This window comes from Paenibacillus endophyticus (assembly GCF_014192395.1).
Classification (GTDB): domain Bacteria; phylum Bacillota; class Bacilli; order Paenibacillales; family Paenibacillaceae; genus Pristimantibacillus; species Pristimantibacillus endophyticus.
Genome location: NZ_JACHXW010000005.1, coordinates 48,093 through 71,786, shown reverse-complemented (window position 1 = coordinate 71,786; position 23,694 = coordinate 48,093). Strand labels below are relative to the sequence as shown.

The 23,694-nt window shown below is 50.7% G+C and carries 21 protein-coding genes and 1 riboswitch; of the genes, 19 read left to right on the top strand and 2 right to left on the bottom strand.

Features of this window, described 5'->3' with window-relative positions; translation table 11 throughout:
- The first annotated feature begins 90 nt into the window (after positions 1-90).
- Together FHS16_RS10005 and FHS16_RS10000 are read left to right on the top strand one after the other, a co-directional pair.
- Entirely contained in the window at positions 91-2,370 is a 2,280-nt protein-coding gene (locus FHS16_RS10005) for a heavy metal translocating P-type ATPase (RefSeq protein ID WP_183561552.1), read from the top strand.
- Positions 2,367-3,053 carry a sulfite exporter TauE/SafE family protein gene (locus FHS16_RS10000; protein WP_183561550.1) on the top strand — a complete coding sequence of 229 codons (687 nt, stop codon included), beginning with the start codon at positions 2,367-2,369 and terminating at the stop codon, positions 3,051-3,053. The genes FHS16_RS10005 and FHS16_RS10000 overlap by 4 nt, the downstream gene beginning before the upstream one ends.
- Positions 3,054-3,056: 3 nt before the next feature.
- Here the strand turns inward: FHS16_RS10000 and FHS16_RS09995 are convergent, their stop codons facing one another.
- Positions 3,057-3,500 (bottom strand): FixH family protein, encoded by a 444-nt coding sequence (locus tag FHS16_RS09995; RefSeq protein WP_183561548.1) that lies wholly within the window; start codon positions 3,498-3,500, stop codon positions 3,057-3,059.
- Between the two features lie 205 nt (positions 3,501-3,705).
- Positions 3,706-3,847: riboswitch (cobalamin riboswitch) on the top strand.
- Between the two features lie 139 nt (positions 3,848-3,986).
- Here FHS16_RS09995 and FHS16_RS09990 point away from each other — a divergent pair.
- The 16 genes from FHS16_RS09990 (at position 3,987) to FHS16_RS09915 (ending at position 21,395) form a co-directional block, all read left to right on the top strand.
- Positions 3,987-4,988: an ABC transporter substrate-binding protein gene (locus tag FHS16_RS09990; protein ID WP_183561546.1), complete on the top strand. Its 1,002-nt coding sequence runs from the start codon at positions 3,987-3,989 to the stop codon at positions 4,986-4,988.
- A gap of 4 nt (positions 4,989-4,992) precedes the next feature.
- Entirely contained in the window at positions 4,993-6,030 is a 1,038-nt protein-coding gene (locus FHS16_RS09985) for a FecCD family ABC transporter permease (RefSeq protein WP_183561543.1), read from the top strand.
- Positions 6,027-6,809 carry a heme ABC transporter ATP-binding protein gene (locus FHS16_RS09980; RefSeq protein WP_183561541.1) on the top strand — a complete coding sequence of 261 codons (783 nt, stop codon included), beginning with the start codon at positions 6,027-6,029 and terminating at the stop codon, positions 6,807-6,809. Before FHS16_RS09985 ends, FHS16_RS09980 begins: the two co-directional genes overlap by 4 nt.
- Positions 6,810-6,839: 30 nt before the next feature.
- On the top strand, positions 6,840-7,910 hold the full coding sequence (gene cobT / locus FHS16_RS09975) for a nicotinate-nucleotide--dimethylbenzimidazole phosphoribosyltransferase (RefSeq protein WP_183561539.1): 1,071 nt from the start codon (positions 6,840-6,842) through the stop codon (positions 7,908-7,910).
- Positions 7,911-7,921: 11 nt separating this feature from the next.
- Positions 7,922-8,512 (top strand): bifunctional adenosylcobinamide kinase/adenosylcobinamide-phosphate guanylyltransferase, encoded by a 591-nt coding sequence (gene cobU, locus FHS16_RS09970; protein ID WP_183561537.1) that lies wholly within the window; start codon positions 7,922-7,924, stop codon positions 8,510-8,512.
- Positions 8,509-9,489 carry an adenosylcobinamide-phosphate synthase CbiB gene (gene cbiB, locus FHS16_RS09965; protein ID WP_183561534.1) on the top strand — a complete coding sequence of 327 codons (981 nt, stop codon included), beginning with the start codon at positions 8,509-8,511 and terminating at the stop codon, positions 9,487-9,489. Before cobU ends, cbiB begins: the two co-directional genes overlap by 4 nt.
- Complete coding sequence (cobS, locus tag FHS16_RS09960) at positions 9,471-10,283, top strand: adenosylcobinamide-GDP ribazoletransferase (protein WP_183561532.1); 813 nt, start codon at positions 9,471-9,473, stop codon at positions 10,281-10,283. The genes cbiB and cobS overlap by 19 nt, the downstream gene beginning before the upstream one ends.
- A 21-nt stretch (positions 10,284-10,304) precedes the next feature.
- Entirely contained in the window at positions 10,305-11,393 is a 1,089-nt protein-coding gene (gene cobD, locus FHS16_RS09955; RefSeq protein WP_183561530.1) for a threonine-phosphate decarboxylase CobD, read from the top strand.
- A gap of 207 nt (positions 11,394-11,600) precedes the next feature.
- Entirely contained in the window at positions 11,601-12,311 is a 711-nt protein-coding gene (locus tag FHS16_RS09950; protein ID WP_183561528.1) for an adenosylcobinamide amidohydrolase, read from the top strand.
- A 98-nt stretch (positions 12,312-12,409) separates the two neighbouring features.
- Positions 12,410-13,360 carry a magnesium/cobalt transporter CorA gene (gene corA, locus FHS16_RS09945; protein WP_183561526.1) on the top strand — a complete coding sequence of 317 codons (951 nt, stop codon included), beginning with the start codon at positions 12,410-12,412 and terminating at the stop codon, positions 13,358-13,360.
- A gap of 29 nt (positions 13,361-13,389) precedes the next feature.
- A complete protein-coding gene (locus FHS16_RS09940; RefSeq protein WP_183561524.1) occupies positions 13,390-14,214 on the top strand; it encodes a hypothetical protein in 825 nt (274 codons plus the stop codon).
- 28 nt (positions 14,215-14,242) lie between these two features.
- A complete protein-coding gene (gene hrpB / locus FHS16_RS09935) occupies positions 14,243-16,756 on the top strand; it encodes an ATP-dependent helicase HrpB (RefSeq protein WP_183561522.1) in 2,514 nt (837 codons plus the stop codon).
- Positions 16,757-16,803: 47 nt separating this feature from the next.
- A complete protein-coding gene (locus FHS16_RS09930; protein ID WP_183561520.1) occupies positions 16,804-17,100 on the top strand; it encodes a DUF1294 domain-containing protein in 297 nt (98 codons plus the stop codon).
- An 80-nt stretch (positions 17,101-17,180) separates the two neighbouring features.
- Positions 17,181-19,256 (top strand): HelD family protein, encoded by a 2,076-nt coding sequence (locus tag FHS16_RS09925; protein ID WP_246431696.1) that lies wholly within the window; start codon positions 17,181-17,183, stop codon positions 19,254-19,256.
- Positions 19,257-19,458: 202 nt separating this feature from the next.
- Positions 19,459-20,307, top strand: coding sequence for an EcsC family protein (locus FHS16_RS09920; RefSeq protein WP_183561518.1), 849 nt, complete (start codon positions 19,459-19,461; stop codon positions 20,305-20,307).
- 5 nt (positions 20,308-20,312) lie between these two features.
- On the top strand, positions 20,313-21,395 hold the full coding sequence (locus tag FHS16_RS09915; protein WP_183562104.1) for a nitric oxide synthase oxygenase: 1,083 nt from the start codon (positions 20,313-20,315) through the stop codon (positions 21,393-21,395).
- 565 nt (positions 21,396-21,960) lie between these two features.
- On the opposite strand, the gene FHS16_RS09910 is transcribed toward FHS16_RS09915, so the two are convergent.
- Positions 21,961-22,209, bottom strand: coding sequence for a hypothetical protein (locus FHS16_RS09910; protein WP_183561516.1), 249 nt, complete (start codon positions 22,207-22,209; stop codon positions 21,961-21,963).
- A 327-nt stretch (positions 22,210-22,536) separates the two neighbouring features.
- Between FHS16_RS09910 and FHS16_RS09905 the strand changes: the two genes are divergently transcribed.
- Positions 22,537-23,685 (top strand): DUF3900 domain-containing protein, encoded by a 1,149-nt coding sequence (locus FHS16_RS09905; RefSeq protein WP_183561514.1) that lies wholly within the window; start codon positions 22,537-22,539, stop codon positions 23,683-23,685.
- Positions 23,686-23,694 lie beyond the last annotated feature (9 nt).

The window sequence follows — 23,694 nt, the reverse complement described above, 5'->3', positions numbered from 1 at the left end:
ACATGCAGGTTCCATTCATGCAATTCGATTGCCTGTCATATAGATAAACGCAGAGAGGTACAGGCATGAGAAGGCGATGGATGGAAGGCGGTGCTTAGCTTGATAGGCGAGCGAATCGAGCATGGATTTGAAAACGATTGTACGATAGATTTCGCAGTGCAGGGCATGAGCTGTTCTGCATGCGCGGCAAGAATAGAGAAAACAGTAAGCAAGCTGAACGGCGTGGCAATGGTTGCCGTGAGCTTTCCGCTCCGGACTGCGTGGGTACAGTTCAAGCCTGCTGAAATCCATGCAAAGCAAATTGCAGAGAGAGTCAATCAGTTAGGATTCATAGCCATGCTGAATGAAACGGCGAAGGAGGGGCTCCATAAAGAGCATCGCGTGCTGAAGCTGCGCCTGATTATCTCAGCCATTCTTACGCTGCCGCTATTGATCACCATGCTGCATCATATGCCGCTATTAACACCGTTAATTAATTATTTGCCTGCTTGGTTAAGTTTTCCTTGGCTGCAGTTGATATTCGCTACGGTTATTCAATTTGTGATCGGTATGCCCTTTTATTTCGGAGCCTATCATGCGGTACGCGAGCGCAGCGCAAATATGGATGTGCTCGTTGTGATCGGAACAACGGCTGCTTACTTATATAGCCACTATGCAGTTTTCCAGAATGGCTTGTTTCATTCCAATATGGATGCAGCACCGCATGCTCCACCTCTATATTTCGAGACCTCAGCAGTCGTAATGACAGCGGTGCTGCTTGGAAAATATATTGAGACCTCTGCCTCCCTTAAGGCGCTGAGTGGAACGGATGGTTATGACAAGCTGCATAACCAGAATGCTGTTGTTGAACGGGCTGGAGAATGGATACGAATGAAGGCAGAGTTCGTAAGGGCAGGCGATATCGTAATCGTGCAGGCAGGCGAGGTCATCCCTGTTGATGGTAGAATAACAGCCGGACGATCTACAGCTAATGAATCCTTGCTCACGGGAGAAAGCCTGCCGGTGTCGAAGGTCGAGGGAGATCAGGCGTGGGCAGGGACGCGCAATGAGACGGGTTTGCTGCGGATTCGCACGCAAGCTGCCGGACATGATACGATGCTGAACCGCATACAGGAGCTTGTTCGTCAAGCACAGCGGTCGAAGTCTGCGATCCAACGAAACGTGGATGCGGCAGCAAGCTGGTTCGTGCCGGCTATGCTTGTATTCGCCATGAGTACGATTGTCTTATGGGGCATTTTCCTAGAGCCTGGCAACTGGAGCAAAGCATTAATTTGCGGCATTGCGGTGCTATTGGCTGCTTGTCCCTGTGCGCTTGGCTTGGCTGCCCCGATCTCCTTGGTTATTGCTTCTGGCAGACTAGCCAAGCAAGGCATTATTGCTAAGGAAGCTGGAGCGCTGGAGCGGCTAGCAAGCATTCAAACGGTTATTTTCGATAAAACAGGAACATTGACTGAAGGCAGGCCGCGTGTAAGTGCTGTACTGTCTGATCAAATCAGCCGATCTGCGCTGCTTCGAATGGCAGCAGCTGCAGAGTTGCAATCGACGCATCCGCTTTCTGTTGCCATCTTAAATGAAGCGGGACGGCTTGGGCTTGTCATACCTGCTGCCAGTGAATATGAATTTACGGAGGGTGGAGGCGTCGAAGCGATCGTCGAAGAGCATCGCTTCGGCATTGGAAACGCAAATTTTGCACATCATCGCAAATGGTCGTTGAACGACAACCTACTCGCATTTGCCAAGCAGCGCGAGGAGCTTGGGGAGACGGTGCTTTATGCAGCGGTAGCTGGTAAAGGCATAGGCGTCATGGCTTTCAGCGACAGCGTGAAGGCGCATGCCAGGGAGACGGTGAAGCAGCTGAAGGAACTGGGTGTATCGTCCATACTTGCCACAGGGGACCATCAAGCGCCAGCGCATGCTGCCGCTAAGGCTGTAGGCATCTTGCAGGTTCATGCTTCCATGCTGCCTGAGAGAAAGCTCAAACTCGTTGAGCAAATGAAGCGTAAAGGAATTCGGGTTGCAATGGCAGGTGACGGCTGGAATGATGCGCCGGCGCTTGCAGCCGCCGACGTTGGTCTTGCCATGGGTGAAGGTACGGATGGTGCGCTTCAAGCCGGCCATATGACGCTGCTGTTCTCGCGGCTGCAAGCGATCCCGGAAGCGATTAGAATCAGCAGGCTGACGATTCGAAACGTTCGGCAAAATCTAACATTCGCATTTGCATACAATGTGATCGTCATTCCATTTGCGGCAATGGGACTGCTGGAGCCATGGATGGCAGGAACAGCAATGGCGCTCAGCTCCGTGTCTGTAGTAGGGAATGCACTGCGGTTGAAAGGCTTGCTGAAGCGAAGAGCCGGTGTCTATTCATGACGTTGACTTGGCAGCTTATCGGCTTTATTATTCTTACTGGTTTATTCAGCGCGCCGCACTGCATGGGAATGTGCGGAGGAATCGTATCCGCTGTTTCATTGAATTCTACAGCTTCTGTGAAGAAATCGATGCTGCTTTACAACGCAGGACGTATCGTTTCCTATGCTTTGCTGGGAGGCGTAATGGGGACCGTAGGCTCATTTGTCGACGTAGCTGGAAGGTTTGCCGGGATGCAGGGGCTTGCATCCATTGTCGGCGGCTGCTTTCTCCTTCTCTGGCTTTGGCGTCGATTCCAGCTGCCGGTTATGAACCGTCTTTCTTCTTTTTTATACAAGAAGCTGGTTCATGGCGCGAAACAGTCGAACAAGCAGGAGACCATTCATCTGCTTGCCACAGGCATAGCTTTTGGATTTCTTCCCTGCGGGCTCACCTATGCCATGCAAATGACAGCAGCCTCTACCGGCTCCGGTTTAACAGGGGCTGCCGTCATGGCCTTGTTCGGTTTGTCTACTTTCCCAGCACTGGCGTTAGCCGCATCGGTCGCTGCGTTTGCCAACAAACAATGGCGCCGTTTCATGCGTAAGGCAAGCTTTGTTACGGCAATTGCCGTTGGTTTGATTTCCATACTGCGCGGGCTTGCCGTCAATGGTCTCATTCCGACCGTAAATCCATGGCTATGGTAGCCTCTAATGGATTGCTTTCAGCAATCTGCTTATTTCATAAGTTTGCTCATTGCTTTCAAGCGTTAACGTTGCTTTCCAGATGCCTGCCATTAGGGGAATGCCATCTCCTCCATATTTGCCAGTGGCTACTTCTGTCATTTCGAACACATAATCACCGCAAACCATGCTCAGCATGTCAAGCTTCACCTTTATATTAGCATCATGAACCGGAAAGCCCTGTGTATCTTTTATCTCAACCGTGAATTGATTATCGTGCAAAACCTTGGCGGGGTAATCCTCAATGGTCCACCTTATCGTACCGCTGTCGAAGGCATGCTCCGTCGTTTGCGGAGGGTCAGCTTCATCCTGTTGAAACCACCAAAAAGCGAAACCGATAAGTAGCGCGAGCAAGAAGAAAATGAGGAAAAATTTCAAATATGAGGTGCGGACATTGTCATTCGGCTGCATGTGATGGTTTGTCCTCCTTGATTCGTTTTATTTAATAGGATGCTCATTTAAGTTACCTATGCGGGAATCGTGTGAAGCAGAACTCGGCTAGCTGGAATGAATTGCGGCTGTTTAATGGACAAATACGCGATGTCGGTGTATATTAACTACTGATTAATCAATCGTAAACGGACAGGTGCGGATAGGAGATCGTCTTGCAAGGTATCAACATCTTGCATTGCTCTTTGAAGCTTAAAAGGGAAGACCGGTGCAATTCCGGCACGGACCCGCCACTGTAAGGTTGGATAGCGACGCTTAAGGCTTCGTTACGACCGAGTCAGAAAATCTGCCAGTCCTTACATGCGCTTAAACCTACGTGGAAATAGGGAGGGTGCTCGGGAAGCTTGTCGCTTTGCAAGTCATGGAAGAGCGTATGGGAGCATTTCTGGCACAATTGCCGGTGATGCTTTTTTTGTTTTGACAAACTTAAAAAGAGGTGCAGAAACCATGGTAAGAAATAACCGTAACTTAATGAAGACACTGTTTGGCTTGTTGCTTGCGGCGATGCTTGTTGTCACAAGTGCATGTGGAGTAAACAAAGAAGCAGAAAACCAGCAACCTCCAGAAACAAACCTTGCGAATTCGGCTGCCAATAAGCCGGAAGAAACCAAAGATGCAGCCACACAGGCAACGGTATATCCCTATACGATAAAAGACGATACAGGGACTGAGATTACTTTTGAGCAGCAGCCAACTAAGGTTGTGACGCTCGTGCCTAGTGAAACAGAAACGATCTATGCGATCGGTGCTGGAGAGCAAGTAGTAGGCGTCGATCAATGGAGCGATTACCCTGAGGAAGCGGCGGCAAAGCCAAGGGTTGGGGATATGACCACCAATATTGAGGCTGTAGTCGCATTGAATCCGGATCTAGTTTTGGCTTCGTCCACATTGAACACAGATGCAATCGCAAAGCTGAGAGAGCTTAAAATACCCGTGTACGCATCAGACCCGCTTACCTATGATGCCGTTATTGCCAAATTAGAAATTTTAGGTCATATTATGAATAAACCTGCCGATGCGGCTGAAATTGCAGATCATATGCGGCAGGTGAGGCAGCAAGTAACGGATGCGGTGAAAAACGCGGAGCGAAAAAAAGTGTACATGGAGTTTTCACCAGGCTGGACAGTCGGCTCCGGCACTTTTCTTGATGAGCTTTTAAATCTGGCCGGCGGCATTAATATTTCTGCTGCATCGCAAGGCTGGTTCGAGGTCAGTGCAGAGGAAGTCGTTGCTCAGGACCCAGAGCTGATTATATACCCTGATTTGAAGGAGGATCCGAATCCGATCGTCACTGGCATCGAAAGCCGCCCAGGCTGGGATGTCATTGCCGCAGTGAAAAACAAACAGCTGCATGCAGTGACGGAGAATCCGCTTGTGCGCGTTGGACCGCGTTTAGCGGACGGCTTGCTGGAACTCGCTAAAGTCATTCATCCGGATCTCGTGAAATAAAGCGATGACCTATAAATTGGTTTGGTACGGAGGAGCAGCCATGCTCCTTCTTGCTGTTTCTATCGTGGTGAGTTTAACGATTGGCTCGTCGGGCATTTCGGTACGGGATGTGTGGGGCATATTGCTTCATCAGCTGCCGTTGTTCTCGAAGGAAGCAGGCTCTTATTCGGCGGGCGAAATCGCAATCGTAACGCAAGTCAGATTATCCCGCGTGCTGCTCGCTGTTCTGGTAGGCGCATGTCTGGCGCTGGCGGGAACAGGCTTTCAAGGTGTACTCCGCAATCCTTTGGCTGATCCATATACGCTTGGCGTTGCATCAGGCAGCTCGGTGGGAGCGGCATTTATTATTTTATTTGGTTTGCAGGCGGCGATGGGAATGTGGACTATCCCGATTGTTGCATTCGCAACAGGAATGGCTACGCTGCTTGGCGTGTTTTGGCTTGCCAATCATAAAGGCGTTATACATATGGAAACACTCATACTTTCCGGCGTCATTCTGCAATCTTTCCTAGGTGCATTTGTCTCCTTTATGGTTTCGATGTCAGACGGCATCGTCAACCAAATCTTGTTCTGGTTAATGGGGTCTCTAGCCATGCGGGGCTGGGATCATGTTTATATGCTTATTCCTTTTCTACTGATTGGATTGCCCTTATTGCTTGCCTACGGGCGTCCGCTCAATTTATTTGTATTAGGTGAGAGGCATGCTGCCCATCTAGGCATTCATGTGGAGCAAACGAAGCTGATCGTCTTGATCGGCTCTACGCTGCTTACCGCGGCTGCCGTATCCGTGTCTGGCGTCATTGGTTTCGTTGGCCTTGTTGTGCCGCATTTGATCCGGCTGCTCGTTGGACCTGATTATCGGTTAATTACCCCGCTGTCGGCTATCGGAGGCGGTATATTCGTGTTATGGGCAGACACGGTAGCGCGTATAGCGTTGACGCCGAAGGAGATACCGTTAGGTGTAGTAACCGCTTTAATCGGTGCGCCATTTTTTGCCTATTTGCTGCATCGGCGAAAGAAAGGACAAGGTGGCGCTTTATGATCGAGGTTCGCGAAGTGATCCAGGATGTGAACGGTCGACAAGTGTTGAAAGGTGTATCCTTTACGTTTCAAAAAGACCGTATGTATGGCATCATTGGACCGAATGGCGTCGGTAAATCAACGTTGCTGCATTTGCTGTCCGGCGTTGATCGGCCAAAGCAGGGAGAAGTGCTTCTAAGTGGTCGGCCGCTGACGTCATATCCCCGTAAAATGATTGCAAAACAGATGGCAGTTCTGCAGCAAAACGGGCTTCCGCCAGTTGGCTTTACGGTGCGGGAAGTCGTCAGCATGGGACGTTATCCATACCAGAACTGGCTCGGAAGCGAAGATGAGGACTCGGTGAAGCTGGTCGAAGAATCCCTTGTCGCAATGGGCTTGAAGGAGCTGGAACTGCGCACAATGGATCAGCTGAGCGGCGGGGAACGCCAGAGAGTGGCACTGGCCAAGCTCATGGCGCAAGGTCCGGCGATATTATTGCTGGACGAGCCGACCACCTATCTGGATATTGGCTTTCAGTCACAGCTTATGGATACCGTAAGAGCATGGCAGCGAAAGAGCGGGCTGACCGTCATCGCGGTGCTTCATGATTTGAATCTCGCCGCATTATACTGCGATGAGCTTGTGGTATTGCATCAAGGGAAAATTGAAGCTGCCGGTACGCCGCAGCAGGTGCTTACTACGTCGCTTATTGAGCAGGTATATGAGACTAAGACGACTGTCATATCGCATCCGATCACAGGCGTGCCGCAAATGATGCTGCAGCCTAACTTCAAAGGATGATGATCACATTTACTGGAAGGGGCCGATGAAATGGAAACCCAAGCATATAATCATCTATTAGACGTTATTCAAGCTATTCATCCATTCGATGATGAAGCCGCAAAGCTTGCGTTAAAGCATTCTGATTCCTTAACTAAACCGCCGGGAAGCCTCGGCAAGCTAGAAGCGGTCGCGGCACAGCTTGCCGGGATTTCAGGTAAGCTATGGCCGGATTTGTCCAGAAAGGCCGTTATCATTATGGCGGGAGACCATGGCGTCTGCGAAGAAGGGATCAGCGCGTTTCCGCAGGCTGTAACCCCTCAGATGGTAGTTAATTTCTTGAACGGCGGAGCGGCTGTCAATGTGCTTGCTAGACAAGCAGGGGCAGAGGTTGTATGTGTAGATATAGGCGTCATTGGACATATCGAGCATGAACGGCTCGTAAGCAGAAAGATTGTACGCGGAACAGCGAATATGGCAAAACAAGCCGCCATGAGCAGGGGAGATGCGCTTGACGCCATATTGGTGGGCATCGAAATCGTCAATGAGCAAATAAACCGCGGCAGCAGGTTGTTTGCGACAGGCGAGATGGGAATTGGCAATACGACGGCAAGCGCGGCTTTAACGACCGTGCTGACCGGGTTGCCGCCTGAGGAGTCGGTGGGCCGAGGGACTGGAATAAATGAAGCAGGCTGGATGAAGAAGGTCGAGGTTGTTAAGCGGGCGATTGAAGTCAATGGGCTGCATGCAGCTGGAGCTGATCCCATTGACGTATTGGCAAAAGTAGGCGGCGCTGAAATCGCTGGCCTTGTTGGCGTGATCATTGGGGCTGCGGCAAGCGGCTGCCCGGTTGTTATTGACGGATACATCTCGTCTGCGGCTGCTCTTGTCGCATCACGAATTACCGAAAAGACTTTGCCGTATATGATCGCTTCCCATCAATCGCAAGAGCAGGGACATGCAAAGCTGCTTGATGCGATTGGCTTGACACCAATGATTCAACTGGATATGAGGCTAGGCGAAGGAACAGGCGCCGTGCTGGCATTTCATTTTATTGACGCTGCGCTGCTGCTGATGCAGGAGATGGCTACATTCGAGAGCGCAGGCGTTACCAAGGGCTAGGTGAGGGGAAGTTGGCAGTATTCATCACAGGCGGAGCACGCAGCGGCAAAAGCAGCTTTGCGGAGCAATACGCAATGAAGGTCGCAACAAAAGGCATATACATAGCAACCTGTCAGCCGTTTGATGAGGAGCTGGAGCAGCGCATCTCCAAGCACAAATTGAATCGTAGGGACTCTGGATTTCAATGGACTACGATTGAGGAGCCTTATGATGTCGCTGAACGGTTAGAACAAATCGTTGGCGAGCAGTCAGCCTCTGAAGCGCAGGGGATGGACTTGCCTGTCATCCTGCTTGATTGCTTGACGCTATGGTTGACAAACTGGTTGATTCGGTTGGACGATAATGAAACAAAGCAATCAAGCTTGGGCATCGAAATTGCGAAGCTGCTTAAGAGCATTCAAAGCTGCCCTTTTCCATTGATCATCGTATCGAACGAGGTGGGCGATGGTATCGTTCCGGCCTACCCGCTCGGCCGGATTTTTCGTGACGAAGCGGGCAGGCTGAACCAGCAGGTTGCCGCAATCTGCGAGCGTGCTTTTCTGGTCACTGCGGGCATACCGATTGAATTGAAAGCTATCGCTTTTAGCTGGGAGCAGCTATGATCCTCTATTCGATAAAGGAGCTTTTTTTGCTTGCAGCAGCTGCTTTGGTCATCGATTGGATCGTAGGTGACCCGAAATGGCCAACACATCCCGTGATATGGATTGGGCGCCTTATCCGGTGGCTGGAACGAATGCTGTATCAGAAGCGTTGGAAGGGAAATGCTGCTGTCTTAAGAGGTCTAGGTGCCGTTTTGACATTAACGACTCTAGGCGTTAGCTATGCGGCGATAGGGGGGTTGGTATGGGCCGCGGATGCTGTACATCACTGGCTGGGTTATGCAGTAAGCGCATGGTTTATTTCAACAACGATTGCGGTCAAAGGACTCAAGGAAGCTGCTATGCAGGTCTTTCGGCCGTTAGCAGAAGGCAGACTGCGCGATGCCCGTAAATTTGTCGGCTATATCGTTGGCCGGGACACGGAACACCTGAATGAGCGTGAAGCCGCGCGGGCAGCAGTGGAGACCGTAGCTGAGAATACGGTCGACGCGCTCGTATCCCCATTCCTATTCGCTATGATTGGCGGGGCTCCGCTCGCCATGTTGTACCGTGCCGTGAATACGCTGGACTCCATGGTGGGCTACCGCAACGAAAAGTACGAATATTTTGGTTGGTTTTCAGCCCGTACAGACGATGTTTTCAACTATATTCCGGCTCGCATAACAGGCGTAATGCTTACGATCTCTGCACGATTGGATCATAGAATGAGCGCACGGGACGCATTTCGCTCCATTCGGGCATTCGCGCATCTGCACCCAAGCCCGAATAGCGGCATTCCGGAGTCGGCTGTTGCAGGAGCGCTAGGCATTGAGCTAGGCGGCTTGAATCACTATCTAGGTGTGCCAAGCGAGCGTGCTAGAATGGGCTGGCCTTTGCGTGAGCTTGATGCACAAGACATCTTGCTTAGTGTGAAGTTGCTATACTTAGTTAGCTATCTGCTGTTCGCGGGGGTGATTATTGGATGTTTCTTCGTGAGTTGAAACTGCAAGCGCAAGCGCTTGCTGCGGCTCTTCAATTTCTAACACGATTCCCGGTCCCGGTCAACGTCGCGTTTCATGGTCCTGTATTGTCGCGCAGCGTGGTTTATTTTCCAGTAGCAGGCATGCTGCTCGGAGCATGCCTGTATGGCTTCGCGTGGCTGTTCTCGCTGTTTGTGCCTGCATGGCCAAGCGCTGTTCTCATGGTTGGACTTTGGACAGCGCTTAGCGGCGGGTTGCATCTTGACGGATTGATGGACACTGCTGATGGTGTTCTCAGCCATCGATCCCGTGACCGTATGCTTGAAATCATGAAAGACAGCAGGGTAGGCGCAATGGGCGTGCTGGCTGCGGTGCTGCTGCTCATGCTAAAAGCGTCGCTGCTCGCCGAACTTCTAAGCAATGGACTATCTGCTTCTGATGGATGCATGCTGATGATCCTTCCGATCTGGAGCCGAGCTTGGATGAGCGCAGCCATAGCCCAGTGGCCTTTTGCGCGGGTAGGCGAAGGGATAGCTGTTTTATTTAATGAGGTTAAAGGTGTTCATGCTGTTGCTGCAATGCTGTTGGCGGCGATTAGTTCCACTGTCATACTAGTGCTTGCCGGGCATGGGTTGAAAGCATCTTTGCTTTGGCTGCTCGCATTTGTAATTGTCACGACGAGTGTAGGCGGTGGTTTGGCTGCTTGGCTGAATCGAAAGCTAGGTGGACTTACAGGTGATACATACGGCGCTATGAATGAAATGATTGAAGCTATGCTGCTGCTCGTCGTCGTGATTTGGCTGCATGCGCAATAAAAAAAGGAGCTGGAAGTTGATATGTTGGAAAGATACGGTCATGGTGGCGATTTAAGGACCGCAGAGGAAGCTTTTGATATACCCGCACAGAAATTCGTCGATTTCAGCTCGAATATGAATCCGTTTGGTCCACCGCCAAGCGTGAAGGAAGTGCTGCATCATTACACGGAAACGATTGGTCAATATCCGGATCCTGCCGTACGTGGTCTGCGTCGAAAGCTGGCAGAGAAGCATGATATCGACGAGAATTCAATCGTAGTTGGGAATGGGGCTGCCGAGCTGATTGATCTCATCGTACGGGCGCTGCAGCCCAAATTAACGACGCTCGCCATTCCGTGCTTCGATGAATATGGGGACGCGATCCGAAAAACTGGCGGCGCGATTTATGAAATCAAGCTGTCGGAGCATAACCATTTCACCTTGCATTCGAACTTCGAGCATCTTTGCGAAGCCGCTGCGGCGGGCTCGCTATTCATGCTTGGCTCGCCTAACAATCCGACTGGACAATTGGTTGATCCCGAGCTCATACACGCGCTTCTCAGCCGAGGCGCATATGTCGTCGTGGATGAGGCGTTTATGGATTTTGTACCTGATGAAGCCAAGTACAGCCTCATCCATGAAGCGACAAGAAATGAACGGCTGTTTGTTATCCGTTCGATGACGAAGTTTTATTCCGTCCCTGGCATTCGGTTAGGCTATATCGTCGGGATGCCACGAACATTAAGCGGATTAAAACGGCTGCAAATTCCTTGGAGCGTGAATTCCCTTGCCCAACTAATCGGCGAAGCCGTCCTTGATGAAACCGAATATGCCGAGCGTACCCTGTCATGGCTGCAAGATGAACGAACGTGGCTTACCTCGGCGTTGCAGGCGCTAGGCTTTGAAGTAAATCCGAGTGCAGCCAATTACTTGCTCGTGCGAATTCCGAGGAATGCAGGCCTGAGCGCAAGCATGCTTCAGCTTGAGATGGGCAAGCAAGGCGTACTCATTCGCGACGCGTCGCGGTTCCCAGGGCTAGATCATACCTATATTCGGATTGCGATTAAGCTGCGCACACAAAACGAACAATTATTAATGGCGTTAAGTAAATGCTTGTCGATACGTAGGTGATTATATAATTAACGTGGCTAACTAAATGCTTGTCGATTCGTAAGTCATTATATAATTAATAAGATTAATTAAATGGTCGGTGCAACATGTATTCGCTCAGAAAGAAGTCTGGATATGTGCCGGGATTGACTTGCCATAAAGGGATAAACGAAGTGAAAGCTGAATTCTGATCTAGTTGGCTTAGGTGCGTTAAAAGGAGGATGCGCAATGGCACAGCCTTTTCGGCAAGGGTCTCGCTATGTATCGAAGCTGTTTAACGGTGTAGACATCAGACTGTTCGAGGATCGAATGGAAATAAGCAGCAGTGTGAGCTGGCATGCTCTAAGCAGTGCCATTCTGCCAGGCGGCTTCTCGTTTGCAAACCGTATTATAAACTGGAAGGTTCCGCTGGATTATAACGGTGTTGATCCGGTGCTCGATATGATGAATCAGTTTGCCCTATGGGGATCCGAACCAGCCAGCACGGTTGGTTTGATTACGGCTGCCAAGCTGACGCATGCATCGATTACGGAGAGTGAAGGCGATCGCTTTAACCTGCTCTGCTGCACGACGGTCGGGACGAGGAACGCGGCTAGGGCAGGAATCCGGCGTGACACCTTCTCGGCTTATAGCCCCGGAACGATCAATACGGTGCTTCTCATTGATGGGCAAATGACAGAATCCGCGATGGTGAATGCCATTATTACCGCAACCGAAGCGAAGGCAGCTGCGATGCAGCACCTCGGCATCATTGAGCATGCTTCAGGTCAAATCGCTACCGGAACGACAACAGATGCAGTTGTAATCGGAGTCAGCCAGCGGGTCGATTGGAATGCCGTTCACGCTTATGCAGGTGCGGCTACGACCATAGGATGCAATATTGGCGAATCCGTGTACAGAACAGTCGTTGAAGCGACACGGACGCAGCACGAGGAATAGCGTGAGATTACAGATGCTCTATTATCGTGTAAAATAGTGGAGTTGAGCACTCGGCTTAGCTATAGATGCTGCGAGAAGCAGAATGGAGGACGTATCCTTTGATACGCATTGTCGGCTATACAAAGCAAAAGGAATGGTTAACCGATCTGACCATCGATGATCTGAAATCAACGGAGCTTGATTGGTATTGGGTCGATTTCAACAACCCGAAAGAAAACGAGTGCCGCTTGCTCGACTCTTATTTCCATTTCCATCCGCTGGCCATCGAGGACTGCTATCATTTGCTGCAGCGTCCAAAGATTGACCATTATGACGATGTGCATTTTTTTGTGCTGCATGAGGTAGAGCGAAAAACGCTGACTGTTAATGAAATCAATTTGTTTTTAGGGCCAAATTTCATCGTCACGTTTCATTATGAGCCGTCGCCTGAAATCGAGGAAGCACGAAGCAAGCTGCTAACGAGCAGCAAAATGGGAGAGAAGGGACAGCTTTTTGCCGCCTACCTGGTAATGGACAAGCTTGTCGATCAATACTTCCCTGCAGTCCATGAACTCGAGGATCAGCTGCTGGATATGGAAATAGGAAATGACGACGGACAAAGCCAGACACTGATGACAGATATATTCAACATAAGGTCCAGGCTGCTTCGTTTGCGCAAAACGATCGTTCCGATGCGCGACTTGCTGTACAGGCTGACCAATTCGGATCGCATTGAAGGCATGGACCAATATTTAGCGTTTTACCATGACATTTATGATCATTTGCTTAAGCTCTCTGAAATGATGGATTCAAGCCGTGAAATGACGGCAGATTTGCGAGATAACTACATTTCATATAACTCGAACCGAATGAACGCGATAATGAAGACGCTAACGGTTATTACAACCATCTTTATGCCTTTGACGTTTTTAGCCGGCATCTACGGAATGAATTTCCGCAATATGCCAGAGCTCGAATGGAGCGGCGGGTATTTTGCGGTTATTATCGTTATGCTTGTGATTGGCCTCAGCATGTATGCATGGTTCCGCAGCAAAGGCTGGTTTAAATAAATAGGTGATAGTTAGGAGATATGTCTGTTATGGAGATGAAAGAGCCTGTTCGAATGAGCAGAAAAAAGAGGTTAACCATAGCGGGTATCATGATTGGAATTGTGCTCGTATTGGTTCTTATGCTCTATCTTATGATTATCGCGCTTGGAAACCGAAACGAGGCAAATTTACTGAAGTCTGAGCAAGCGCTGCATTATACGTATATGACTGAAACTTCGAAGAATGGCATAAAGCTGCATGTCCTGCAGACGCGGCCGGCTTACGTTACGCTGGAAACCATCAACAATAATGTAACGCTTACCGGCAAGGTTGGCATAAACGGAGGATTTTTCTACGGCAACCAATTGCTTAGCATCGGCGTCGTAAACAGCATTCCAGTCAACAAAGAAATCGGTAATTTCGGAACGGGCAGCGAAAACGTGAAGTACGCTCGCGGAACGCTCGTCTGGGATGGGGCTTCCGATCAGCTCAGCGTACAGGTTGCGAGCAAAGCCTCAGAGCTTAAGCTGAAGGATCATACGCGGTTTTGGGCACAGGGAGGCATAAGCATGAGTCTCGGTGACGATGCGAACTGGATGCAGCAGGCTGCAAAAGAGAACGCCCCTTTCCCAGAGGATGACCGCTTGCGCTCGGCGGCAGTGTACGATGCTAACGGGACCTTATATTTAATCGTGAGCGAAACGAAAAGCTCGTTATCCGTTTTTAGGGAAGCAATCGTTCAGACGTTTGGCGGCGGAAAGCTTGTAGACGGCATTTTTCTTGACGGAGACGGCTCTTCTCAGCTTTTGAGCAGCGAAACAGCCCTTCCAGGCGACAACCGTCCCGTTGTACAGATGCTTCGAATTGTGAAGTAGTTAGTCTATTGGCAAAGGAGCATTTAGGATGAATCCCATGCAATTGCCGATTGATTCGGTACTGCCGCAGCTTCTTGCGGCACTTCGCAGCGGAACGAACGCGGTACTGGTGGCGGAGCCAGGAGCGGGAAAGACAACGCGCGTACCGCTTGCGCTGCTGGATCAGCCGTGGTTGTCCGGCAAAAAAATAATCATGTTGGAGCCGCGAAGATTGGCAGCAAGATCAGCTGCCAAGTTTATGGCCAGCAACTTGGGTGAACAAGTAGGGCAAACGGTTGGCTACCGCGTAAAGATGGATACAAACGTAGGTCCGCGCACGCGCATTGAAGTGGTGACAGAAGGGGTATTAACGCGGATGCTGCAAGAGGATCCTGCTCTCGAGCATGTCGGAGCCGTCCTATTCGACGAGTTTCACGAAAGACATTTGCACGGCGATCTGGGGCTTGCGCTCTGCTTGCAGTCGCAAACGCTTTTGCGCGAGGATCTGCGGCTGCTCGTGATGTCCGCTACGCTGGATGCTGCCCCAATTGCCGCGATGCTGGGCGAAGCACCTATTATTCGCAGCGAAGGACGGGTATTTCCGGTCATTACGCGCTATCTTCCGCACAAACAGAGCGGGCCGTTGGAACCGCGAATGGCTTCCCTAATCCTTGAAGCGCTGCGTTCCCATGATGGTGACTTGCTTGCCTTTCTGCCTGGCGCAGCCGAAATAAGACGCACCGCATGGAAGCTGAAGGAGCTTGGTCTGCCGCTATCGACTCGCGTTGAGGAGCTTCATGGCAGCTTGCCGCTGGAGCAGCAGGATGCGGCAATCGCGCCTTGTTCCGCTGGCGAGCGAAAAATCGTTTTAGCGACGTCCATTGCGGAATCAAGCTTAACGGTCGAAGGCATTAAGATCGTAGTCGACAGCGGCCTCATGCGTATTCCGCGGTTCTCTCCGCGCACCGGCATGAGCCGATTGGAGACGGTGCCCGTTTCAATTGCCTCCGCGGACCAGCGGCGAGGCCGGGCAGGGCGGCTCGCTCCCGGGACTTGCTATCGGCTATGGTCGGAGCAGGAGCATCCCTACTTGCCAGAGCATAATAAGCCCGAGCTGCTGGAAGCTGATCTAGCTTCGCTTGCACTAGAGCTCTCCATTTGGGGTGTACAAGACCCAGCTGAACTGGAATGGGTTACCGCGCCTCCTGCGGCTGCATACGAGCAAGCTGCATCGCTGCTTCTGCAGTTGAATGCAATTGACTCACAAGTGAAGCCTACGGCAAGCGGACACCAAATGGCAAAATTCGGCTTGCACCCGCGGCTAGGCGCCATGATCATTCGGGCATCCGAATTCGGTGCCGTACGCATAGCCTGCGAGGCGGCGTCACTGCTGAATGAGCGCGATCTGATGGGTCAGGAGCGTAATGTTGATTTACAGCTCCGCATGGATCTGCTGCATCATTTGTCCAAGCATAGGGAGGGCAGCGTAGAGCATCCTGCGAGTGCGGCAGTTCGACGGATCGCTTTGCAAGCAGCACAATGGGAGCGGCTCATTACTTCGAATGTTGAGCGTACTGCTAAGTTTAGCAGTGCCGAAACTATCCCCATCGGTATTCTTCTTGCGTTTGCCTATCCGGACCGGGTTGCTCAGCGCCGCAGCGATGGCCGATATCTGTTGGCGAATGGGAGGGGAGCGGCGCTTCCTCAGCAGCAGCCCTTGTCACTCTTTCCCTATCTGGCTGCTTGCGAGCTTGACGATTCAGGCGGGGAAAGCCGCATTCGGATAGCTGCCGAACTGCATCAAGCGGATCTGGAACGTTATTTGCAAGACAAGCTTATGAATGAAGAGGTTATTGAGTGGGATACTGCAGCCCAGGCAGTAAGAGCTCGCAAACGCCTTCGGCTTGGTGCTCTTATCGTCAAAGAATCCGTTCTGCAGCAGCCGAATGAGGATAAAGTGGCCGAGGTCATCCTTGCCGCGGTTCGGCAAGCCGGGTTCGCGATCCTGCCAATGAGCAAGCCGGCACAGCAGTTAAAGGCTAGAATGCTGCTCATGTCCCATGCGGGCAAGGATTGGCCTGATGGCACAGATGAAGCGCTATTGGAAACCGTTGATGAATGGTTGAAGCCTCATATTATCGGGATGAAAAGCCGAACGGATCTTCAGAGGCTTCCTATGCAGCAGCTGCTTGAGAGCAAGCTTAGCTGGCAGCAGAAGCAAGAGCTGGACGAGCAAGTGCCGACACATTATGTCGTCCCGAGCGGTTCACGCATACCGATTGACTACAGTGATCCTGGGTCACCCGTGCTTGCCGTCCGTCTACAGGAGCTGTTTGGCATGAAGGAAACGCCAAGACTGGCAAGAGGGAGACTTGCTGTGACGCTCCATCTCTTGTCACCATCGCAGCGGCCAGTGCAAGTGACGCGTGATTTGGGAAGCTTTTGGGAAAATGCTTATTTCGATGTGAAAAAGGATTTAAAAGGACGTTATCCGAAGCATTATTGGCCAGATGATCCATATGCGGCAGTGCCAACGAACCGGACGAAGCCGAGGCCGCGCTGATCGAATCGGTTCCGGTGACAGCTGAGATCTTGGAGAGGGGGAGACCTATGGCTGCGATTTATTATGTTTTAGCTGCCTATTTGCTCGTTATAAATGTGTATACCTTTTCTTTGATGGGCATGGATAAAAAGAGTGCCAGAAAACAGCGCAGGCGCGTTCCGGAGCAAAAACTTTTTTTGCTTAGTGCGGCCGGCGGTGCCATCGGTACTTGGCTTGCAATGAAAGCTTGGCGTCACAAGACGAAGCATCGATCATTTACAGTTGGCATTCCATTCTTGTTTGGACTGAATATATTGCTCGTTCTGGGGGCCGTATGGCTGATTGGGACTGCGCTAAACTCTTAATTGCTTTGAGAAGCCGACCTATGGTATATTGGGGCTTCTCTTTTTTTATTTCGTACACCATAACTTAGGAGGTAACTGACTTGACAGTTCAAAGTGCCTATCAAGAAGAACAAGATCGATTAACGAAATCGCTCAATGATATTATGACACAGCTTCAGGCGATTGGCCCGCGCTACAAAGGTGATGATTTCACGGAGCAAATGCTTGATTTACAGCAAGAGGAACGGAGGCTGCGGCTGGAAATTTCGAGGCGCGAGCCTTATTTTGGCCGTGTAGACTTTGAAGAACTTCCGGATGGCGAGATGAAGCCGTTATATATTGGGAAAGCCGGTGTCGCGAAGAAAGACAGCAACGAGCTGCTTGTTATCGATTGGCGGGCGCCAGCCGCCAGCGTTTTCTATTCCTTTACGGGAGGGGAGTCGCCTGCATCCTACGAGTCGCCTGACGGTCAAATCGAAGGGCATGTTCATTTGAAACGAAACTTTATGATTCGTCAAGGTGAAATTGTAAGGCTGGTAGACAGCTATGTGCGTGGTCAGGAGGAGGGCTCGGTAACGGATGAGTTCCTTCTCTACCGTCTCGGAGAGAATAAGGACAACAAGCTGCGTGACATCGTATCGACCATACAAGGCGAGCAGGACCGGATCATACGTGCGGATCGAAGCAAAGCCTTGTTTATTCAAGGCGTTGCGGGAAGCGGGAAAACAACCGTTGCGCTGCATAGACTCGCTTTTCTTCTCTATCAATATGCCGACAGGATGCGAGCGGAACGAATGATTATATTCGCACCGAACCGTATGTTTCTCGACTACATATCAGGCGTATTGCCCGAGCTTGGCGTAGGCGATATTCAGCAAACGACATTCAGCGATTGGACGGTTGAGCTTCTGGAGAAAACCATCTCCGTAAGCGACGCCTCGGAAGCTATGTCGTATTGGTTCGAGGAGCGCCGTACCGCAGAGGAGATCGAACAAGCCTCGGGCCGATTTAAAGGAAGCCTGGACTTTAAAGCAATCGTAGACGAGCGGATTGCCGATGTCGAGCAGCGTATCGTTCCTGTCATTCCGTTCACGCCGATTGATCGTATGGAGCTCTCGCCAGAGCAAATGCGCGAATGGTATGAAACGGACTATGGCGATGAAACGCTGATGAAAAAACGCGACCGTCTAGTCAGCCGCATTCGCCGCTGGATGGAATCCGAGCTGAAGATGAAGGGTATCGCAGACAAAAAAATCCGGGCAAAAGCGCTTACCAAATTCAACAGCTTCACGAAAAAGATTCCTTCCTACACAGCGCTGCAGCTGTATGCTTCGATGTTCAGCGGCAAGCAGCTGGTCGCAAGTATTCCAAAGCGGATCGCGGCTGCGACAGCGGAGCGTCTGAAGAAAGAAGTTGCTGCGGCAGAGGACTTGGCTCCGCTCGCGTACATCCAGCTTCAGCTTTTTGGACTTCCGAAGCAGGCGTTTGATCATATCGTCATCGATGAAGCCCAGGACTATTCGCCGTTTCAGCTTGAAGTGCTGCGTCTATGCCAAAGAACGGCTTCGATGACCGTATTAGGGGATTTGCAGCAAGGGATTCACGCTTATGCGGGCGTGCAAAGCTGGAGTGAGCTTACTGCATTGTTTGAGGAGGAGCAGCTAGGCTATTTCGAGCTGAATCGATCCTATCGTTCTACGATGGAAATTATTGAATTCGCCAATAAAATCCTTGGCAGTATGATTGGCGAGGTTAAGCCTGCCGTCCCGGTATTCCGCAGCGGAGATCCGGTTATCGCAGAGCCAGTGACGGATAAAGAGTGGCTTCGGTCCATTGCTGAAACTGTTCGGGAATGGCAAGCTAAAGGCGAATACGAAACCATATCCGTCATTGGACGGACGGCTTTGCAGTGTGAGACTATCCACTTGTATTTGCAGGAGAATGGCCTAGATGCATCACTCGTGCAAAGCAAACAGCCGGCATATGGCGGCGGCTTGTCAGTCGTTCCGGTGTACTTGTCCAAAGGGCTGGAATTCGATGCTGTTCTGATCGCAGATGCGAGTGCTGAGGATTATTCGCCGCTAGATGCGAAGCTGCTGTACGTGGGCTGTACGCGTGCGCTGCACAAGCTGAAGCTTTATTACCGCGGGGAGCTGACTATGCTGCTTGGCGAATAAGCTTGTCTGAGGGCCCCAAACGGGGAGCTGTGCACAAGGATTCATGATTACAGAATGACCGCCGCGGCAATCGCGGCGGTCATTGATGTTTTCTGCGTACTTGGCTGCCGCGATTATAGATTAACAAATAGATCAATAATGTGAACAACGAATCCGATTTCTCGCAAGCTTCGTATTATTTGCATATGAGGAGAGTGGCGATATGGCACAAGTCTACGATACGAAAGAGCAGCTGCAGGCTTCTTTGCAGGAAATCGAAGCATGGGAGAAAGCTCAGAAGGATTTATGGTTTTGGGAAAAGCTTGGACGGCTGCCGTTCATGCTGCTAGATAAAGTAACACCGAAGTTCATTCAAGCTAAGCTTGGCCAAGCCGTGGACGAGATTGGCAGCTATATTCAAAACGGAGGTAAATACCTCATTTCAGAACGCTCTATTATTGAGCGACTGCAGCGGAATGCCACGCAAAGCGGTTTTATACTAGGCGATGAGGAACACGTTCATACGCTTGAACACGCGGCGCAGATGCCCCTTGCCGTTATGAATGAAACAGCGGTTCAGCTTGCCTCAAGCCGTTCCACGATGGCGACGCTTCAAGGAGCGACGACGGGAATTGGCGGCATTTTCACATTAGCGATCGACATTCCGGCTGTTCTGGGATTATCGCTAAAGGTTATACAAGAGATTGCAATCTGTTACGGCTTCGATCCGAAGCTAAAGGAAGAGCGCGTTTTCGCCGTAAAAGTCATGCAGTTCGCATCATCGGACATTGTTGGCAAAAAAGCGATCATCGAGGAGCTTAGCTCCTATGAGAATGCGAGCGGAAGCAAGCAAATGATGTCGCAGCTGCAAGGCTGGCGTGAAGTCGTAGCGGTATACCGCGATAATTTTGGCTGGAAAAAGCTGTTCCAGATGATTCCGGTAGCCGGCATGCTGTTCGGAGCCTTCATTAATCGAGGCATGCTGAACGATGTGGCAGAAGCGGCTACGATGTTATATCGAAAACGCAGAGTATTGGTTAAGCTTGATGAGAACGAGGAGCAGACAACTTGACAACGATGACAAAAACTCAGCTCGCGAGGGAAGCAACCGTATTTCTAGGTGAGCTTTATTACGAGCTCGAGAAAACGGAAGCGGAAGCAAAGCGCCGAATGGACGAGGTTCTGGAACAAATCGAGCGAACAGGGAGCTATGAGCATACCTATGAAGAGCTGAAGCATGGAGCCAGAATGGCTTGGCGCTACAATAATCGATGCATCGGCAGGTTATTTTGGCAGACGCTGGAGGTATTCGATGCACGCGATGCGGTAGATGAGCATCAAGCTGCGGATCGAATTATTCAGCATATCGACTTTGCTACGAATCGCGGCAGAATTCGTCCAGCGATTACGATTTTACCGGCCAGAGGCACTAAAAACAGCATGAGGATTTGGAATCATCAGCTCGTGCGTTACGCGGGTTACAATCAAAAGGATCGAGTCGTAGGCGATTCATCATCGCTTGCTTTCACCTCCGCCTGCGAAAAGCTTGGTTGGCGTGGCGAGGGCACGCGCTTTGATTTATTGCCGCTTGTCATCCAGAAGGGCAATGAGGTGCCGAAGTGGTTTGAATTGCCTAAGGAGAGCGTGATTGAGGTGCCATTGACGCATCCGAGCCATGACGGCTTCGGGGATTTAGGCTTGAAATGGTACGGTGTTCCCTTTGTCTCGGACATGGAGCTGGAGATTGGAGGCATTTGTTATGGAGGCGCTCCATTCAACGGCTGGTACATGGGAACGGAGATCGGTGCAAGAAATTTGTCAGATGCTGACCGCTATGATCAGCTTCCTAATGTCGCTAAGCTGTTTGGCTTTGATATGTCAACGAATACGTCACTTTGGAAGGATCGCGCGCTTGTTGAACTAAATATAGCCGTGCTCCATTCCTATAAGAAGCACGGCGTAAGCATTGTTGATCATCATACGGCAGCTGAACAGTTTCTGCGCTTCGAGAAGCAGGAGCAAGAGAAGGGCAGGGCTGTGACGGGTCGATGGTCGTGGCTTATCCCTCCAATGTCGCCCGCAACGACAGGCATATGGCACCGCAACTATGACGATATTGAACGGACGCCAATTTATCGTTCACAACCAATGCCATATTGATGGTAAAATAGCTTCCTGCTTAGAGAGGTCTCCCCTAATCAAGTCGGCGGTTAATTGACCGTATAGCGATACCAGCGGAATACATACCTCGGTCTGGATGCGTTGAGCCTCCGACGAAATAGAGGTTGCCCGTTCAAAGTGCTTCGCGATGAAATGATAAACTCGCCATTTAGCTTGCGATCTGTAACAACGCCGTAGATGGAGCCATGTTGGAGCCGTATAGCGAATGAATGTCATCAGGCAAAAATGAATGCTCCCACGCAATGTGATGACGCAAATTGTCCGCACCCATTCGCTCCAGCTTATCCAGCACGAGCTCGCGATAAGATTCTTAGTAGGTCGTCCAAATCTCGCCTTCGCGGAGCGGTGGGACATGCGTGAGGGCGAACCAGTTTTCTTTGCCTGCAGGAGCCTGGGAAGGCTCGCTTTTAGACGAAATCCCCACATAAACGTTAGGATCAGCTGAAGGTCTTTTATTTACAAACATATCTTGAAGCTCTATCTCCGTTTAGCAAATAGGAAGTTATGTCGGACACCGCTGGCATGGCCATCCTCCGTTATGAACTCAATTACCCTCAATTACATCACTGTTCGTTCGAACCTCGACGCCGAGCTCGACCAGCAGCTTCAACATTCCGCGTGCGATATTAATACCGCCCTCAACAAAGTGAAAGCCAAGACCCATTTGCACGTAAATAAGCTGTGACAGTACGGCAGGTGCTGCATAAGGCGATGAACCAATATACATGAGCATGAAGTTGAACAGCTGCTTCAGATGCGGATGGCGCCAATTATGCTCTGTTTTCGGTACCATCGAGTCAAGCTCCATAACATATGGATGAAGGGCGGATTTGCCAAAAAAATCTGTCGGCGGCCACATCGTCATACCTGCGGCAATTCATGCTCGAAACGCGGCGCGGATAATGGGCTTATTGGATTATGCTTCTTTCGACCCCCTTATTCAGCCTTTGGAATGAAGGGGGTGCATGATTATCGTGATTGCCTATACACTTGCGGCCAATTTGGCATGCATTCTCGTGCAGCGCTACATTCATTCGAGGTTCTCACGCCTGATGTCACGAAGGGACGAGATATGCTATCCTAAGGAGATGACATCAGCTCGCTTGGAGGAATTATAAACGTGGATTTTAACATGCAATATTTGTCCTTTTTCGTTATTCATACCGATGGAGAGGAGAGTGCGGCCTCATCAGGCAAACGGTACAAGCATTACCAGACGCTGGAGGAGGACACCTATGAGGACAGCGAAATTCAAAGGTTTCTGGATGACGAATTTAAACGGATCGTAAAACGCAAGGTGGAGCGCAATCCGAATTCGGCAGGGGCACCAACCAAGATCGGCAGGTTTATGGTAGAACCCGGCTACGAGCTGGGCAGCAACCAAAACTACAATTTGTTCCAAAGACTTCGCGATGCCGACTCCAAAGAGCGCTTTATCGGCATAGCGGATGAGCTCGTGCGTATCTACATGGATACGAGCGCTGTTCGCGGCGGTGCCTTCATTATTGCGTTATCGAAGCTGAATACGTATTTCGACGAACCGTTTTTATTTTTGCTCAAATGCGACTTTGAACCAAAAATCGCTAGAATTTCCGATGAGAAAAATTTAATCTCGCAGGTTGAGATGGCCATAAGCGCACGGAGCATCAAATCGATTCAATATCCGCATATGCCGGAGGAAGGGATGCTGGAGCATTGGGAGCTCAAAATCCATCAAGCATCGCATGCGCGTTATTTCGAGGATTTTTTGAAATACGTATCGTATGAGAAGCCGCTGCCTGAAGTAATGGGTGAACAGGTTGTTGAAATGGTTCATCAATATATCGCAGATAAGTGGCAGGAGGATGAGAGCTCCGAACGGCGCGAGGAAGAAAACGCGGTTGAAGTATGGGCGGCAAGCGAGAAGAGAGACCTTCAGGAATGGTGGACGCCTGAGCAGGTGGAGACTGCCGCCGCGGCACTGGTGGAACAAAAGCCAGATCTGCCTTTTTCGTTCAAGTTGGGCGATGTGACGGTAAAGGGGCTATTGGCCGATTTCGGGGACAGCATTCATTTCGCCAAACATAATGGAAGATACGTTGTCGTGATAGAAGGCGACTCCTTCCAATTCGATAAAGGGATGTCGCCCGTTGAGCTTGTGCAGCCGCTTGATTTGGTTGACGTGATGCCACGAATCGGCAGTAAGCAGCCCGCTGAAGACGCGGACTCGGGTTACAGCTATACGCCTGCCGGGGAAACGCCGCTGAGCAATGATGACGTGCCATGGTAAGGCTGCAAC